This window comes from Metasolibacillus sp., from assembly GCF_025291715.1.
Classification (GTDB): Bacteria; Bacillota; Bacilli; order Bacillales_A; family Planococcaceae; genus Metasolibacillus; species Metasolibacillus louembei.
The window spans coordinates 21,143-38,468 of the sequence record NZ_JAMBIZ010000028.1 but is presented as its reverse complement, the minus strand read 5'-3'; the positions used below and the strand labels follow the sequence as shown (position 1 = coordinate 38,468).

The 17,326-nt window shown below is 36.8% G+C and carries 19 protein-coding genes; 14 read left to right on the top strand and 5 right to left on the bottom strand.

The genetic code is table 11. From position 1 onward, the window contains the following. Positions 1 to 45 precede the first annotated feature (45 nt). The 3 genes from M3Z76_RS15285 (at position 46) to M3Z76_RS15275 (ending at position 3,050) form a co-directional block, all read left to right on the top strand. Entirely contained in the window at positions 46 to 396 is a 351-nt protein-coding gene (locus tag M3Z76_RS15285; protein WP_293928492.1) for an ArsR/SmtB family transcription factor, read from the top strand. After that, the gene (locus tag M3Z76_RS15280; RefSeq protein WP_293928493.1) at positions 397 to 2,490 is read left to right on the top strand and encodes a heavy metal translocating P-type ATPase; all 2,094 of its coding nucleotides are present in this window, start codon (positions 397 to 399) and stop codon (positions 2,488 to 2,490) included. Between the two features lie 293 nt (positions 2,491 to 2,783). Further along, on the top strand, positions 2,784 to 3,050 hold the full coding sequence (locus M3Z76_RS15275) for a late competence development ComFB family protein (RefSeq protein WP_483310177.1): 267 nt from the start codon (positions 2,784 to 2,786) through the stop codon (positions 3,048 to 3,050). A 73-nt stretch (positions 3,051 to 3,123) separates the two neighbouring features. On the opposite strand, the gene M3Z76_RS15270 is transcribed toward M3Z76_RS15275, so the two are convergent. Then, a complete protein-coding gene (locus tag M3Z76_RS15270) occupies positions 3,124 to 3,798 on the bottom strand; it encodes a DUF7683 domain-containing protein (RefSeq protein ID WP_293928495.1) in 675 nt (224 codons plus the stop codon). 259 nt (positions 3,799 to 4,057) lie between these two features. Between M3Z76_RS15270 and mntR the strand changes: the two genes are divergently transcribed. From mntR to M3Z76_RS15235, 7 genes are all read left to right on the top strand, one after another. Beyond that, positions 4,058 to 4,477, top strand: a complete 420-nt coding sequence (mntR, locus tag M3Z76_RS15265; protein ID WP_293928497.1) for a transcriptional regulator MntR — start codon at positions 4,058 to 4,060, stop codon at positions 4,475 to 4,477. Between the two features lie 24 nt (positions 4,478 to 4,501). Beyond that, the gene (locus M3Z76_RS15260; protein ID WP_293928499.1) at positions 4,502 to 5,356 is read left to right on the top strand and encodes a CvfB family protein; all 855 of its coding nucleotides are present in this window, start codon (positions 4,502 to 4,504) and stop codon (positions 5,354 to 5,356) included. Between the two features lie 98 nt (positions 5,357 to 5,454). Continuing rightward, positions 5,455 to 6,357, top strand: coding sequence for a DUF1002 domain-containing protein (locus M3Z76_RS15255; protein WP_293928501.1), 903 nt, complete (start codon positions 5,455 to 5,457; stop codon positions 6,355 to 6,357). Positions 6,358 to 6,376: 19 nt separating this feature from the next. Continuing rightward, positions 6,377 to 6,655 carry a GNAT family N-acetyltransferase gene (locus M3Z76_RS15250; RefSeq protein ID WP_293928503.1) on the top strand — a complete coding sequence of 93 codons (279 nt, stop codon included), beginning with the start codon at positions 6,377 to 6,379 and terminating at the stop codon, positions 6,653 to 6,655. Positions 6,656 to 6,718: 63 nt separating this feature from the next. Then, positions 6,719 to 7,138, top strand: coding sequence for a DUF4362 domain-containing protein (locus M3Z76_RS15245; protein ID WP_293928505.1), 420 nt, complete (start codon positions 6,719 to 6,721; stop codon positions 7,136 to 7,138). 245 nt (positions 7,139 to 7,383) lie between these two features. Then, positions 7,384 to 7,842 (top strand): GNAT family N-acetyltransferase, encoded by a 459-nt coding sequence (locus tag M3Z76_RS15240; RefSeq protein WP_293928506.1) that lies wholly within the window; start codon positions 7,384 to 7,386, stop codon positions 7,840 to 7,842. Between the two features lie 162 nt (positions 7,843 to 8,004). After that, entirely contained in the window at positions 8,005 to 8,307 is a 303-nt protein-coding gene (locus tag M3Z76_RS15235) for a hypothetical protein (RefSeq protein WP_293928507.1), read from the top strand. A 47-nt stretch (positions 8,308 to 8,354) separates the two neighbouring features. Here the strand turns inward: M3Z76_RS15235 and M3Z76_RS15230 are convergent, their stop codons facing one another. The 3 genes from M3Z76_RS15230 to M3Z76_RS15220 all read right to left on the bottom strand — a co-directional run bounded on the left by M3Z76_RS15230 (position 8,355) and on the right by M3Z76_RS15220 (position 12,123). Beyond that, on the bottom strand, positions 8,355 to 9,500 hold the full coding sequence (locus M3Z76_RS15230; RefSeq protein ID WP_406601082.1) for an MFS transporter: 1,146 nt from the start codon (positions 9,498 to 9,500) through the stop codon (positions 8,355 to 8,357). A 103-nt stretch (positions 9,501 to 9,603) separates the two neighbouring features. Further along, positions 9,604 to 11,127 carry a succinyl-CoA:acetate CoA-transferase ScpC gene (locus M3Z76_RS15225; protein ID WP_293928508.1) on the bottom strand — a complete coding sequence of 508 codons (1,524 nt, stop codon included), beginning with the start codon at positions 11,125 to 11,127 and terminating at the stop codon, positions 9,604 to 9,606. A 345-nt stretch (positions 11,128 to 11,472) separates the two neighbouring features. Further along, entirely contained in the window at positions 11,473 to 12,123 is a 651-nt protein-coding gene (locus M3Z76_RS15220) for a LytTR family DNA-binding domain-containing protein (RefSeq protein ID WP_293928510.1), read from the bottom strand. A 615-nt stretch (positions 12,124 to 12,738) separates the two neighbouring features. Here M3Z76_RS15220 and M3Z76_RS15215 point away from each other — a divergent pair. The 4 genes from M3Z76_RS15215 to M3Z76_RS15200 all read left to right on the top strand — a co-directional run bounded on the left by M3Z76_RS15215 (position 12,739) and on the right by M3Z76_RS15200 (position 15,669). Beyond that, positions 12,739 to 13,530, top strand: coding sequence for a helix-turn-helix transcriptional regulator (locus M3Z76_RS15215; protein ID WP_293928512.1), 792 nt, complete (start codon positions 12,739 to 12,741; stop codon positions 13,528 to 13,530). 234 nt (positions 13,531 to 13,764) lie between these two features. Then, positions 13,765 to 14,514, top strand: a complete 750-nt coding sequence (yidC, locus tag M3Z76_RS15210; RefSeq protein ID WP_293928513.1) for a membrane protein insertase YidC — start codon at positions 13,765 to 13,767, stop codon at positions 14,512 to 14,514. Between the two features lie 9 nt (positions 14,515 to 14,523). Continuing rightward, positions 14,524 to 14,772: a hypothetical protein gene (locus M3Z76_RS15205; protein ID WP_293928515.1), complete on the top strand. Its 249-nt coding sequence runs from the start codon at positions 14,524 to 14,526 to the stop codon at positions 14,770 to 14,772. 33 nt (positions 14,773 to 14,805) lie between these two features. Then, positions 14,806 to 15,669, top strand: a complete 864-nt coding sequence (locus tag M3Z76_RS15200) for a M15 family metallopeptidase (RefSeq protein ID WP_293928516.1) — start codon at positions 14,806 to 14,808, stop codon at positions 15,667 to 15,669. A 41-nt stretch (positions 15,670 to 15,710) separates the two neighbouring features. Here the strand turns inward: M3Z76_RS15200 and cls are convergent, their stop codons facing one another. Continuing rightward, positions 15,711 to 17,168 (bottom strand): cardiolipin synthase, encoded by a 1,458-nt coding sequence (gene cls, locus M3Z76_RS15195; protein WP_293928517.1) that lies wholly within the window; start codon positions 17,166 to 17,168, stop codon positions 15,711 to 15,713. Positions 17,169 to 17,326 lie beyond the last annotated feature (158 nt).

Here is a 17,326-nt window from a genome sequence, read left to right as displayed (position 1 = left end):
ATACTGTATACTACAATCAAATGAACATTTGAATGAGGTGGCAATGTGATGAAGGATGTTTGCGAGGTAACGAAAATTAATGAAGAAACGGTGGCACGTGTGCAAGGGCAGTTGCCAGAGCTAGGGCATGTTGCGAAGTTTTTAAAGGCTTTAGCGGATGAAACACGCTTGAAAATCGCCTATGCGTTAACGATTGAAAAAGCTTTATGTGTATGTGATGTTGCAGCAATCATTGGTTCCTCTGTCGCAACAGCTTCACATCATTTACGCTATTTAAAAGAAAATCGCTTGGCAAAATCTCATCGTGAAGGAAAGCTCGTTTACTATTCCTTAGCGGATGAGCATGTGTATCAAATTGTGAAAATTGCCTATGAGCATGCGGAGGAGGACAATTAAATGGCTACTACTAATCAACAATATCGCCTTGAAAATTTGTCTTGCGCAAGCTGTGCAGCGAAATTTGAACGCAATGTCCGAGAAATTGCGACGGTTGAGGATGTACAGTTGAATTTCGGTGCAGCAAAATTAACGGTTGTAGGAGAAGCAACAGTCGAACAGCTTGAAGCGGCTGGCGCCTTTGATGGCATTAAAGTGAAATCAATCAATGATCGACGTAAAACAGCGATTCCGTTTTATAAGCGCAAGGAAAATATTTTAGCAGCTATTTCTTTGCTATTTGTCATTGCGGCAGTGCTAACAGCAAGTTTCACAGCAGAAAATAGTCTACCTGTTGTTGCTCTTTACATAGGGGCAATAGTCGTTGGAGGCACATCCATCTTTATTACAGGCTTTAAAAACCTAATGCGCTTTGAATTTGATATGAAAACATTAATGACTATAGCGATTATTGGTGCAGCCATTATTGGTGAATGGCAGGAGGCGGCAGTTGTTGTCTTTTTATTTGCAGTGAGTGAAGCATTAGAGGCGTACTCAATGAATAAGGCGCGTCAATCAATCGAAACATTGATGGATATTGCACCACCAGTTGCCTTAATTAAACGCGCACATGGCAATCATTCACATGAAATAGAAATGCCAACAGAGGACGTGAAAATTGGCGATATCCTTATTGTAAAACCTGGACAAAAAATTGCGATGGATGGTGTTGTTATCAATGGTACATCCTCCGTCAATCAAGCATCTATTACAGGCGAATCGATTCCAGTGCATAAAGCAGTCGATGACGAGGTGTTCGCAGGCACATTAAATGAAGAAGGCGCACTTGAGGTAAAAGTAACGAAGCTCGTTCATGACACAACGATTGCGAAAATTATTCATTTAGTAGAAGAGGCACAGGCGGAAAAAGCACCATCTCAAAAATTCGTTGACCGCTTTGCCAAATATTATACGCCTGCTATTATCGTTGTGGCGATATTAGTTGCCGTGATTCCATCGTTAGTGACAGGACATTGGCTTGAATGGATTTATCAAGGATTAGCAGTGCTCGTTGTCGGCTGCCCGTGTGCATTAGTTGTCTCAACGCCCGTTGCGATTGTGACAGCGATTGGCAATGCAGCAAGACATGGTGTACTGATTAAAGGTGGCGTTTATCTTGAGGCGCTAGGACATATTAATGCAGTTGCCTTCGATAAAACAGGCACATTAACAAAAGGAACACCAGAGGTCACAGCAATTATTACTGCTAATATCACAGAGCAGGAGCTACTTGTATTAGTAGGAGCTGTTGAGAAAAAGTCGCAGCATCCATTAGCGCAAGCTATTTTGAAAAAGGCTGCCAATCAGCATATTGAAATCGCCCAAGCATCAGATTTCCAATCAGTGACTGGAAAAGGGGCTTATGCAACGGTTGATGGACAACAAATTGCAGTAGGTAGTGTAAAATGGATTGCTTCCATTGCTGGGATTAGTGAAGAGTTAATACAGCAAATTGATAAGCTTGCCGCTGAAGGGCAATCTGTTATTGTAGCGGCACGTAATAATGAATGTATTGGGGTATTAGCGATTGCAGACCAAATTCGTGAAGAAAGTAAAGAAGTTGTATCACAGCTTGAGCATAGTGTAATGCTAACAGGAGATGCGCCATTAACAGCACAAGCAATTGCAAAAAATCTTGGTATTACAGATGTGCGTGCAGGCTTGTTGCCAGAGCATAAATTGCAGGCAGTGAAGGAATTACAGCAGAAGTACGGTAAAGTAGCGATGGTCGGAGATGGTGTCAATGATGCCCCAGCACTTGCGACAGCTTCTGTAGGTATTGCAATGGGCGGTGCAGGCACAGATGCGGCATTAGAAACAGCTGACATTGTATTAATGGGTGATGATTTAACAAAGCTTCCATATACAATGCGGCTAAGTAAACGAACATTAGCGATTATTAAACAAAATATTGCCTTTGCTTTATTATTAAAGCTTGTTGCTCTATTGCTCGTTATCCCAGGCTGGCTCACTTTATGGATTGCCATTTTTGCAGATATGGGTGCGACATTGCTTGTTGTATTAAATTCTTTACGTTTATTAAATAAACAGTAAAATACAATTTTCAAACATCTTTATCATTTTCCTGAAATATTAAAATATTTGTTAATATGAAAATCAGTTTATGTGATTAAATTGGCATAAATACTAGGAAATATGAGGAATATTTGCTTTTTTACTTGAAATACAATCGTAAACAAGTTATTTGCAACATAATATATAATGTTATATGATAAGGGGACAAATTTAATGATGTACTAGCACAAAACTTTTGGGGAAAAGGGAGTATGACAAATCTTCGTAGTACATGAATGATTGAGGCGATGTAATTGACACCACCATTTTTAATGAATGTTACTGAAGAAATTGTCCGTGGACTTGTTCGGTTTTTACTTTATGGAGTAGAGTACCAAACGTTTTGTCATTGTGAGCAATGTGAGATGAATATTATAGCGGAGGCATTAAATAGCTTGCCACCAAAATATGTTGCATCGGATGCTGCACGACAAGAAGCTTTTAAAGTTTTAAATACACCACAAAACATTGAAGCGATTAATAAAGAAATCATTCATGCCATTTATAAAGTAGGGCAAGGTTTAGGGCATGATGAATAGTGAAAGCAGCCTACAACTGTTGAATAACAAGTTGTAGGCTGCTTTATTTAATGAGCGAATTGAGGTTTAGTTTTTAAGTAATCGAGGCTAAATAATAATCGTATTTAGTAAAATCGATTTGGTGGTTAATTTTACTTTGGAAAAAATCTTTATTGTCCATTGTAATCGGAAAGACACCTGTTACAGGATGGATAGCTGAAAGACCTAATAAATCTCGATATTCCTCTAATGGAATAGGTGGTAAACTTTCTTCTCCTACAATGATAGAGTATTCATCCTCTTTATCTGACCAACTGACAAACCTCATTATATCTTTCTCTTCTACATAGAAGGGAGAAATCATATCTTCGACAAATAAATTATGTGCTCTAGCAAATTGTAAAGGTTCCTCATGATAGCTATTAGAGCCGATAAACATATAGTAATCATCCCCAAAATGAACAAAGAAGTCTTCTGTAATAAAATTACAATGAATGTAGTCTCGCAATGTCATTTTAGCCAAGAGCGGAACTTGTGAAGCAGGTACTTCGCAATCATCTTGTAACGGAAGTGCCTCTATATCTTTGTCATATAAGATAGAATTTTTATTCTTATCAATGTGAGTTACTTTAAGAATCCGCACAAAATCAATCTGATTCGCTTCTGAAAATTTCATGACTGTATCGACATAGGCAGTTTCTATTTTTAAATAATCCTCAAGTGTGACTGATTTACCGATATCAAAAGAGCTTATCCATTCCTCTTTCATATAAGCACCGTACTCATTACGATAGGCGGGGTTATATTTTGTAATGCGCCATTGATATTTTATGATTATTCCTCCTTCTATCATTTCTTTTATATGGAAATTTATCTAAGGAAATTCTAGTATGGATTTATTTGATTTGCAAATAGATAAAATGAAAGGTATTTACTTTTCTCATGTCTCCTTATTGTTTTCAGTTATCTTTCCGCCTAAATATGTAGTAAAATTAAGATAGTTAAATGAAAGAGAGGGGTTTTCGGATATGCCAACACCAAGTATGGAGGATCATATCGAGCAAATTTATTTATTAATTGACAATAAAGGGTATGCACGAGTGTCCGACATCGCAGAAGCATTATCTGTTCTACCTTCGTCTGTTACAAAAATGGTTCAGAAGTTAGATAAGGACGGCTACTTAGTATACGAAAAATATAGAGGTTTAACACTCACACCAAAAGGGGAAAAATTAGGAAAGCGGCTTGTGCAAAGACACGATTTACTAGAGCAGTTTTTGCGTATTATTGGTGTAGATGAAGAACGTATCTATGAAGACGTTGAAGGAATTGAGCACCATTTAAGCTGGAATGCAATTGATCGAATTGCTGATTTAGTACAGCTAATGGAAGAGGACAAGGACTTTGTAACGAAATTGGATGCTATGAAGGCACAGCAAAATATATAAGCAATAGAAAGGAATTTGCAAAAGATGAATGAATTACGCTCAGGGCAAGTTGTAGAATTAACAGTATTGGAACAACAAAGCTCGCGCTATATGTTAACAAATGGCGATGTGGAAGTCCCATTAAACATGTCGGAGGTTGTGGAGGAGGTTGCGATTGGTGATCGATTGACAGTCTTTTTATATGCAGACCGTCGAGGTGATTTGCAAGCAACGACTGCCTTGCCAACAATTTTAGAAGGGCAATATGATTGGGCGCGCGTTTTGAAAGTAACACGTGAAGGTGCAGTTGTTGATATTGGTACATCACGTGAAGTTATTGTCAAAGCAGAGGATTTACCTGCATTGCAGGAGCTTTGGCCACAGCCAGGTGACCACTTATTTATGACATTGCGCACAGACCGCAGTGGAGATTTATTCGGTCGTTTAGCAACAGAAGAGAAAGTAAATGAATTATATGAAGGTGCCTTGGAGGATATGTACAATCAAAATATCCTTGCACGCCCGTATCGCTTGCTACCTGTAGGCTCATTTTTAATTGGTGTTGATACACCATACCGTATTTTTGTGCATGAATCTGAAATGAAGGCAGAGCCACGTTTAGGACAAGATGTACAAGTTCGTATTATCGATGTGAAGGATGATGGCTCATTAAATGGATCGATGTTACCTCGTAAGCATGAGCGCTTAGGTGATGATGCTGAAAAAATTTACGCATATTTAGAAAGCGTTGGCGGTAAAATGCCGTTTGGTGATAAATCGACGCCAGAGGAAATTCAAGAGATGTTTGATATGAGTAAAGGTGCTTTTAAACGTGCGCTAGGCTCGTTAATGAAGGCGCGTAAAATTAAGCAGCAAGATGGTTGGACAGAGCTTGTGTAAGCTATCTGCAACCTTTTACTTTTAAACACGTACTAATAAACAAAGGTATGACGTATCTTAATACGTACAACCAGTGAAGTGTTTGAGGGGAGAATAATATGAAACAAAAATGGATGTTAAAACTTATTATAACAGTGTTGGCTTTAACAGTATTTGCGCCGTTTGCAAATGCCGCAACACAAAAGCCAATCAATGAAAAGCTCGGTGTACCAATTGTCGTGTACGGTGCTAATCTATCAGAGGCAGAAAAGGAAACAGTAAAAACGGCACTGCGTGTAAACGAAGAGCCAGAAATTGATGAAGTGACGGTGTCTGGTGAGGATTTAGTACAATATATTAAAAATAGCAACGCTAGCTCTCGCATGTATTCTTCTGCGAAAATTACGCGTCAGGAAGAGGGCAAAGGGCTTACTATTAGCATTGTAACACCTGAAAATATTACAGAGGTTACAGCGGAAATATACGCAAATGCGATGGTAACAGCTGGGATTGAGGATGCAATCGTAGAAATTGCAGCACCGAAGCCAGTAACAGGTCATTCAGCATTAGTTGGTATTTATAAGGCATATGAAGTGAAAACAGGTGAAAAGCTTGATATTGAACGTACAGATGTAGCGAATGAAGAATTAAATGTAGCGACATCCATTGCAGATAGTGCAGGGGTTTCAGATGAACGTATTGCAGAGCTTTTAACAGAGATTAAAAAAGTGATTGCAGAGCAAAAGCCTGTAACACGTGAGGAAGTTGAAAAAATCGTCTCGGATCAATTATCGCGTCTACAAATTAATTTAAGCGAAACAGACCGTCAGCTATTAGTTGATTTAATGGATCGCATTCGTAGCTTAGATATTGATTTTTCCAAGCTATCATCACAGTTAACAGACCTAAGTAAAACGATTGAAGAAAAGTTTGCACCCATTTTACAAGATGAAGGCTTTTGGAATGGTGTCAAAAACTTCTTTAATAAATTAATAGAAACGATTTCTTCATGGTTTAAATAACATAAAGGGGATGGATACGATGGAATTTACATTAGTACAAAATGGCGGCACATTTGCTTATGAATATGAGCAAAATGGGGAGCGTTTAGCTGAAATTACGTGGACTGAGAAGGATGGCGTCATGCATATGGATCATACGTATGTGTCTGATCAGCTGCGTGGACAAGGGGTAGCCAAAAAATTATTAGATGCAGCAGCGGACTATGCGCGTACGAACAATTTAAAAATGCATGCGATTTGTTCATACGTTGTTTCTTCTTTTGAAAAAAGCGATACCTATGATGATGTGAAAGCATAATAATGTAAAAGAGCTTAGTAGCCCACTACTAGGCTCTTTTTTTCTAATGGTGAGGAGGTAAATATGAAAAATTCGATTCTACTAATGCTCTGTATTTTATTTACCGTAGGTTGTCAAAATACAAATAACATTACGAAGCCACCTGCTTCTTTGCCAGAAGATGCTATTATCGTTAGACAGGAGATTGAAAACATAGAACGGTTTCAGCAATTTTTAAATAATATTGCAGAGAGAAAAAAGGATAAAATAACAATCGTTCATTATACAGTAGAAGGAGACCCTATATTAGATACATTGGAATATGTAGGGCAAGCTCTTAAATATTCACATGATACAAGGCAGGATGAATATGGTGAAAAGACAGTGACAGCAGCTACATGTACAACTATTTCAGTAAAAGAAGATAATGAAGGGGTAACTTATACAGTTCAAGGCTGTAACAATCAAAATATCAATACAACAGTTTTAGTAATACCAAAATAAAAAACCGTCGGAGAATGTACTTTCCAACGGTCATCTATATGCTATTGAAATTACATGACAAAGAAGTATACGAGCGATGTTAGCACGCCTGCCGCTCCTAGTATTGATAATACTTCTTGTCCGCCGAACTGTACGTCTTGAAATTTAAACATTTCCATCGCCCCTTTCTGTTGATATTATATAAATACCCGGAGCTGTATGATTATAAACATCTAAAAAATAAAATAAAAAGGAGTTACATACTTATGGCATGGATAGTGAAAAATTTCCACGAATTAACGACAGCGGAGCTCTATCAAATCATTCAACATCGTGTGAATATATTTATTGTAGAGCAGCAATCTATTTATGAGGACTTAGATGGCCATAATCAAAATAGCTTACATATCATTTATCAAGAGAAGGGGGAAATTGTTGCCTATGCACGTCTACTTCCACCTGGTGAGAAATATGAGGAAGTGTCATTTGGACGTGTAGTTGTGGCAAGGGAGAAGCGTGGCACAGGTTTAGGGAAAGAATTAGTGGCGTTCACAATGCAGCAAGCAAAAGGACGCTGGGCAACGACAAATATATTTATTGAAGCGCAAAATTACTTGAAAAGGTTTTATGAGGAATTCGGATTTGTAGCGACCTCTGAGCCTTATGAGCTGGATAATGTGCCACATATCGACATGCTTTATTTTAATTCAGTAGAAAACAGCTAGCCTGATAGATGATGCGATGAATGCTTCATTTGCTGTCATTCAATGACAGGACATAGATTTACTGAATCAAGATAAAGTATTGATACAGCACAAAATGTTTAAAGCACTGAAAGTCAGGGTATAACTTCCATATAACGTGAATAACAATGGAGGGAATCAATCATGGCAAAATTTAAAGGAAAAGGCGTTGTTATTGCAGGTTTAGTTGCAGGCGCAGCGAGCTATTTAAGTAAGAAAGACAACAGGGATAAAGTCATGGGCTATTTTAATGACGTAAAAGCAAAAGCGACAGAGATGATGGATTCGGCTAAGGGAAATTATGAAGAGGGAACACCGCTGCAAGATATAGCAGAAACACCTGCAAGTGCAAATACGACAGAAATTCGCGAAAACAATATGATTGCAGAGGGTGCACAGACTTCGGTGCAATATTATAACGAAAATGAACAAGAAGAATTAACGTAAAAAATAAGGCTGTTGGACAAGTGAACAATTTGTCCAACAGCCTTAAATTAATGAGCAGCTTGTTTTTCTTTATTGAAATTAATTAAGCTCACACCAGCGAAAATTAATAAAATAACACCTGTTAAAATAAAGCCGTGTGTATGTGATAATGCAAGTAATCCTAGTAAAGATGAGCCAATAACAACACCAAATGAGAAGAAGGCATAAAAATAACCATATGCTTTCCCACGGACTTCAACAGATGTAGAATCAATCAACAAGGAGTTAATTGATGGGAATAACAGGCCAAAGCCGATGCCATAGCAAATAAGTGCACTGTATAACATCCCGCTATTATCCGATTGGCTTAGAAGTAGCTGGCTAATACCCATTAAACTAATCCCGATAGCTAATGTGTAGGTTGGAGCAACCTTATCAAAAATCCGATTTGTTGGTAAAATAAAGACAAGCACTGCTACAACACCAAAGACGCTCATCAGCATGCCACTCATACGTGAGTCAAAGCCTAGTGACTGCACATGTAGAGGTAGCTGATAGGCGATGACACCTTGGGAAAACATAAGGAAAAAAGCACCTGTAAATGCCTTTAGGGTGCCACTATTGCGGAAAAACGCCCGAACAGGAACAGCTTGTTGCTGCTGCTTTGATTTTACAATTTTTGTATTGCGTAGCATGAATAATGTTAACAAGCCTAAAATAAGCATAAAAATAGCTGTAATACTAAAAACAAATGGGACGCTTTGACGGCTCGCCATAATTCCGCTAAAGGCAGGGCCGAAAATTGCTGCAATGCCAACAAAAGCACCGGAAATGGCACTGCTTTTCCCACGCTTCGTTTGCTCTGTGGCATTTGCTAAATAAGTAAATGCAGCAGGAACGATAAATCCAGCGACTAAGCCGTGGATAAAACGAATCGCTAATAGCAATATAGGCTCCTCAATAAAACGATATAATAAAAGAGAGATACCTGTTAGGAGCAAGCCTATAACAAGAACATGGAAAGGTCCTTTTTTATCAGTCCAAAAGCCAGATAAAATATTGCCGAACGTGTTAGAAAACGAATACATACCCACCGCTAGCCCTGCGATAAAAGGCGTAGCACCAACAGATTCAGCAAAGGTACTCATGACAGGTAGCTGTGTAAATAAGTCGAAAAACGAAAAGAAAATAATCGCATATATGAAGAAACGCATAATAAACCTCCAGCTGATAATATTTCTCAATAATTAATTATAGCATTTTATTTATAAAAAAAGACAAAATCTGATTGAACAGATTTTGTCTTTTTCAATAGCTTTAAGCTTGTGCAGGTACTTCTTGCTTCATTGTTTTATTTTTAGCAAGATTTACGTGCCAAGAAAGAGCTTCTTCTAAAATATGTGGTGTTTGATGGCTACCTGTTACTTCAACAGCACGGTTGTAGTAATCACGTAATTGCTCTTTGAAATCTGGGTGTGCACAGTTTTCGATAATAAGTTGTGCACGTTCTTTTGGTGCTAAGCCACGTAAGTCAGCGATACCTTGCTCTGTGACAATTACATCTACATCATGCTCTGTATGGTCTACGTGAGAAACCATTGGTACGATTGAGGAAACAGCGCCGCCTTTTGCGTAAGATTTCGTTACGAAAATACCTAGACGGGCATTACGTGCAAAGTCACCAGAGCCGCCGATACCATTCATCATTTTTGTACCTGATACGTGAGTCGAGTTGACGTTACCATAAATGTCTAGCTCAAGAGCTGTGTTGATTGAGATTAAACCTAAACGACGGATAAGCTCAGGATGGTTAGAAATTTCTTGTGGACGTAAAACAATTTTATCCGCATATTTCTCTAAGTTACCGTATACTCTTTTTTGTAATTCTTCAGTAAGTGTAATTGATGTAGCAGCAGCGAATTTTACTTTACCTGCATCGATTAAATTAAATACTGCATCTTGTAATACTTCAGAGGCAACTATTAAATTTTCAAACTCTGAATCAGCGAAGCCTTCTAATACTGCGTTAGCAACTGAGCCTACGCCAGATTGTAATGGCATTAAGCTATTTGTTAAGCGACCTGCTTTAATTTCAGAGCGGAAGAAATCTAGTAAAATATTTGCCATCGTTTCTGTTTCTTCATCTGGTGGTACGATTAATGAAGGTGCATCTGGCTCTTCAGAGACAACGATTGCTTGAATTTTCTCAAGTGGTACACGGATACCAATTTCACCAATGCGCTGTTGCACATTTGTCATAGGGATTGGTTCACGAGCACCTTGTTCACCTGGAATGTAAATATCATGGATACCTACTAATGATTCTGGATGAGAAACATTTAATTCGATAATGATGTTTTCTGCGTATTCCGCAAAGATTGGTGAATTACCAACAGAGTTTGTTGGAATAATTAAACCGTCCTCTGTAATCGCAACTGCTTCTATAATTAAGTGTTTAATCGGGCCGATAATGCCTTGACGAACTAATTCAGCATTGTGAGATAGGTGAGCATCGACATAAGTGACTTCACCAGAGTTAATTAAGTTACGAATACCTGCATCTGCGATAAATGGTCCACGCTTGCGGATTGCGCCTACAGTTGCTAAGTGATTATCAACTTCAGGTCCTAAAGATGCTCCTGTATAAACATCGATTTTTAGTGGCTCAGTTTTAGCACGTTCAGCAAGTGCTTCAGGTACAACCTTTGCATCCCCAGCACGTGTAAAACCACTCATTCCTACTACAGTGCCATCTTGAATAAGTGCAGCAGCCTCTGTAGCAGAAACAATTTTGCTTGCTAATTCTTTTACCCCTAAACGTTTTTCAATTCGTGAATCCATTGAAAATCCTCCTTTGCGAATAAGTTTAATTAATAGTTAGAATTTTCTGTTTTTTAAAAACAGCTATTTAAAATACATACCACCACATATTATCACCAAATTGTCACAACTTCTTCACATTTTACATGAAAGTGCTTAAAAAACGTTTAAACGAGAAAAAAGTGGAATTTGCGATAGCATAGAGAACTATGTAATAGTATGTATATAAAACAAAAATAATAATTTTAATATCAATGAAACGAAGACTGCTTGCAGTTGCGATATTAAAAAGCATTTGGCTAGAGTAATTTATCACTAATTAATTGATGTAGTGAAGCAATCTCTTTTCAAAATCGTAGATAAAATTTAAAAACCTAACGAACGACGGAAATAGCTTGCATAGCGTTGACTTACAGGAATGCGTGTACCATCTTTCATAATAAGCAAGAACGTTGAGTGAGAGTCTGGTTGAATTTCATCGATATAATCAATGTTTACGATGTAAGATCTGTGGCATCTAATGAAAGAGTCAGGTGCTAAAAATAATTCTAAATCACTTAAATTTAGACGATGATAGCCTGCACGATTCATTGTTTTAACATATGTTTTACGTAGCTGTGTTTCTAAATAGATGACTTGGTTGTGCTTAATTGGATACCAGCAATCATCTATTTTAATTGTAATGTAGTTCGTTAAAAATGGTGATGGCTTTTGAGGGAAAACAGCTGTAATTGCTCCCTTCATTTCGCCTTCCTCCATTAAAGGAATGCTCATACCAAAGTAAGGAACACCGAATACATCAGGTTCTATATAGGTACTTACTTTTTGTCCATAAGTTAGTGCTTGGTATGCTGCTGACCCTTTTTTTACAGGATCTCCAGGTTTGATTTTTAAGTCTACTTTTTTACTAGGCTGGTAATATACATATTCGTCTGTGTTGGAAATTGCTATTGATGTATCCTCAGGGAAAAACTCTTTAATGATTTCCATGATTTCTTCCACTTGTTTTGGATCCATAATACGACACCTCTTTTAAATAAAGTCTTTAACCTTCATTCTACTATATACTTTTGCATTTATGCTATAGAAGATTTAAGAATGATACAGAAACTATGTATCTTTTTCTACAAAGAAATTGCTGTTTTTTGTTTTATTTAAGTTTATGATAAATTGTTATTATTTAATTTTAACTTAAAAGTAATTAAATGGTATATTTTATTTTGCTCTTTTTATATTTATATAGCTTTATAATTTGTTCAGATATTGTTGAGGGGAGTTTATTATAATAAAGGGTAAAGTAATGAATGAAAAGCACTATAATTGAAGATAGACAGTGTAGCTTTATTGAGATTTATCATAAGGTAGTTAATTTTTATTTAGAAAGGAATAGTAATTCCAATATTAAACAATGCTAAAAATTAACGAGGGAAATAAAAAATTGGTTGATAAAAAAACGTAAATTATGGTAATATTCACTGTAGTTACTAAAAAATATCTTGTAATTTATCGAAAATATAGTTTCAGAGTAATGGTTTTTTAGCTATATTCATTACAACATAAATATGCATCTTGTTTAACAGCTATGTAAATCTAGGAAGGTATGAGAGTATTTTTAGGAAAGATGGGATATATATGCAACCACAACAATCGATAGCAGGAACAATATCTAAACGTTATTTTCAGGAAATTGATAATATTAATCAATACGATGGTGTGGAAGATTTTTTTGCTGTAGAGTCGAGATTATTATTTGAGATTTATCATTTAGAAGAGACGAAAGCAAAACAATCATTACGTGCATTAATTGATATTTTATCTACTCGTTTTGGAAAGCAAATGATTAAAGCTGTGCGTCAATATTTTGTAGTTTTATCATCAATTATTGCACGAAAGCTACTCGATAATCAGGTACCTCCTAAAAAGGCATTTGCATTTAATTTAGCTTGTACGGATATGATTGAAAACAAAATGAAGGATGCTGAATTTCTACAATTTGCAGATGATTTAATCGAATTTTATGTGTACTTTATCGCTGACCGTAAACAGCCTACATTTAGCCATCAAACTGTTAATAAAGTGATTATGTTTATAAATGATGAATTGGAAACGGATTTAACTGTAGAAAGTATTGCGAGTAATTTCCAAATTAGTACAAGTCATTTATCAAGAATTTTCCGAGAACATGTAGGTATTACATTAGTAGAATATTTAAATGTGCGTCGTGTTGAAGAATCCCAATACTATTTGAGACATACGAATAAAAGTATTACCTCTATATCAGATCAATTCCACTTTTGCAATCAAAGCTATTTTACGCGTATTTTCAAAAAATATACAGGTGTTACCCCGAAACATTTTCGAGATGAGCTACACCATAATTTTTATCGCTTTGAAATGATAGGTAATCAGCTAGAAAAGGCTTAACTTGAATTAGCAGAGGTTGCCCACGTCTATAAGTAGGGGGATGGATGCCAAAAATGCACCTTAATCCCCGACGTGTAATTGATAAATTGGAAGCAAGCAAGTGAAATGCCAAAGCGTTGAAGAGACAGTGCTTTGGCATTTTTGTATTGTCTATGAAAGTTTTACATTGTCAAATAATTGAGTGCATGAAAGGATTGCTGTATACTCACCATATTAACAACTATAGAAGGTGACATGATGAAAAAAATAATGATGCTTGGCATGCTAGGTAGCGTAGCTCTATTATTAAGCGGCTGTAAGGCAGTAGAAAATCAAGAAGGCTTTTTTTATAGCTTTTTTGTAAGGCCAATGGATTATTTGTTAGATTTTCTAGGGAATGATATATTCAATGGAAGTTATGGTCTAGCGATTATTGCTATTACAGTGGCAATTCGTTTAATTTTAATGCCTTTCATGCTACGGAATTATCGAGCACAGGCAACGATGAAAACGAAAATGGATATTGTTAAGCCGCAGATGGAAGAAATTCAACAAAAAATGAAGGCAGCTGAATCGAAGGAAGAGCAAGCAAAGCTACAGCAGGAAATGCTATCTCTTTATCGTGAGCATAATATTAATCCATTAAATATGGGCTGCTTACCGATGTTAATTCAAATGCCAATTATTATGGGATTGTATTATGCAATTTTATATTCACCAGATGTGAAGTCACATCAATTTCTATGGTTTAGCTTAGGCTCACCTGATATTGTTATGACAGTTATCGCTGGAATTGTCTATATGGTTCAAGCGCAAGTTTCGTTGTGGACAGTGCCTGACGCACAAAAAGCACAAATGAAAATATTTATGTATGTTTCACCGATTATGATTGTCATTATTTCATTTTCATCAATGGCTGCACTGCCGGTATATTGGTCAGTAGGGGGCTTGCTGCTTATTACCCAAACATATATTGGTCGAAAATATTATTCAGAGCACAAATAAGGAGACACTATGAATGACAAATTAATAGCCTTGCTACTTGTCACAGGCAGTAGCTTGCTAGCACTATTTTTTATTTTTAAGCAAAATTTTAATTTAGCGGTATTATGTTTAACGGTAATGTTTACATTTTCTAATCTTCTGCGTTATCGCAGCTTTATGCGTCAAGGATATGTAAAAGAAGCAAAATGGATGCGTAATTTAGCGATATTTTTCGGGTTAGCAACAGTAGCGGTAATTTATATTTTAGTGACGAAATAGCAAAATATTAAGTAAGGAAAGTAGGCGCAAACAATGAAGGGCAATCGAGCGAAAAAGACAAGTGATACTTGGAAGATCGTCGTGATTTTAATAACTTCATTATTCATTATTAGTGCCATTGTATTTACAGTGAAGGACAAGCGAGATGTAGCGAGTCCATCTGTTAAAGAACAGCCTAATGAAAATCATCAGTCGATTAAAACAATAAATGAACAAGACGAGCAGCAAGAAGCAGAGGATGAAAATGCTGCCAAGTTAAATGAAGAACAGCCAGAACAAAAGCAAAAGCCAGTGAAGGAGCCGAAACCAAAGGATAACCAGCCGAAAATCGAATATGATGAAAGTGGCTATCCAGTGACGCATATTGAGCCAGCAGAGCCAACTTACGTCAAAGATATTTTAATTGCGAACAAACAGTACCCTTTGCCAAAAACGTATAACCCTGGTGAAAGTTCTGAATCGAAGGCAGCATTAGAAAAAATGCTTGCAGGAGCTAAAAGTGCTGGCTTTAATTTGGTAGCATTTAGCGGCTTTCGCTCATATGAATATCAAACGACATTGTATAGCAATTATGTAAATAGAGATGGTAAAAAAGCAGCTGATCGTTACAGTGCGCGACCTGGATACTCAGAGCATCAAACTGGTTTAGCCTATGATATAGGTGAAAAGGGGCGTGAGGATTTGTGGCTGACAAGTGAGTTTGGTGAATCAGCAGCAGGGAAATGGCTACATCAGCATGCACATGAATACGGCTTTATTTTACGCTACCCACAAGGGAAGGAAAATATTACGGGCTATATGTATGAGTCATGGCATTTCCGTTACGTAGGGAACGAAACAGCAAAGGCAGTTTATGAAAAAAATACAACACTAGAGGAATATTTAGGGTTGAAATAATGAAAAGGAGCTATGGGGATATTTTTCCCATAGCTCCTTTTTTATAAAATTGGTGATAATAGTCGAGAAATAGACTCCTTACATTTGACCATAGTAGAGCGATTTTCATAGGCTTCTTTTAATAGCTCTGTGCTATCAAAAATATCCGATTCGAACGCCTCTGCTAAATCATGTGCGATTTTACGATCATAAATTAGGGCATTGACCTCGAAATTTAAACTAAAGCTACGCACATCAATATTAGCTGTACCAACGGATGCCACTTCATCATCAATAACGAGCACTTTCGAATGAATAAAGCCTTTGTCATATTGATAAATGCGTGCACCTGCTTTGAGCAATTGTCCAACATATGAATAATTTGCCCAATACACGAAAGGGTGGTCAGGCTTGTTTGGAATCATAATGCGCACATCGATTCCTGAAAGTGCTGCAATACGAATTGCATCTAAAAAGCTACTATCTGGTATGAAATAAGGCGATTGAATATAAATATATTTTTTCGCATCTGCAATTAAGCGTAAATAGCTGTTTTTAATAACTGTCCAATCTGTATCAGGTCCGCTTGAGACAATTTGCATAGCGGCTGTTCCTTTTTGCGGAATAACAGGGAAGTAACGCTCTGCATACTTCACACGATGATGATGACTTGCTTGATTCCAATCAAGCAGGAAACGCGTTTGTAGTGGATGCACTGCACTACCTTCAAGTCGTAAATGGGTATCTCGCCAATAGCCAAACTTTTTATTTAAGCCTAAATATTCATCCCCAACATTAAAGCCACCAATATAGCCAATCCGTCCATCAATGACAACAATTTTGCGATGGTTTCGGAAGTTTAGGCGTGGATTAATGAGCGGTAAAATAGATGGGAAAAACACTTCAATTTCACCACCGACATCAAGAAGCTCTTTGAATTGCCTTTTGCGCACGCTACGTGAGCCCATTTCATCATACAAAATGCGTACTTTTACGCCCTGTTTTGCTTTTTTTATCGTAGCATTATAAATTCGTTTTCCGATATTATCAAGCTTAAAAATATAGTATTGAATATGAATATGGTCTTTTGCGTGCATAATATCATGAATGAGTCGCTCGAATTTTTCGCTTCCATCATTCAAAATTTCAACATGATTGTCCTGTGTTAAAACAGCATGGTTTGTAATTAAATTCATGTAGATTAAATCTTGATGTGCTTCGATATGATCTCCGCGAAATTCAAGCTTATTCTCTTTAATCGCTTCAATTTGATAATCGATTAATGCTTTAATTCCGATGCTCTCTCGTCCTTCCCAGCGATAAAAATGCTTTTTACTTAGCTGTCTACCAAGCAATAAGTATAAAATAAAGCCAACGACTGGAAGGAAAAATAATACTAGTAGCCATGCCCATGTAGACGATGGGTCTTTGCGCTCTAAAAAAATGACTGCAATCGCAAACAAAATATTGAGCACTAAAATGATAAGAGCGACAAAGCTAGTTTCTAAAACTGTAAGCATAGCAACTCCTCACTTCCTAATTTTTTGATATAGGCGAAAAATATGTAGATTAACATATAGCTAATAGTAGCATATATCAACTCCTTTAATAAAGATATGGTGATAGTATGAATAAAATAATAGAAAATGAGCATATTGTATAAGTGGGTAGGAAGAAA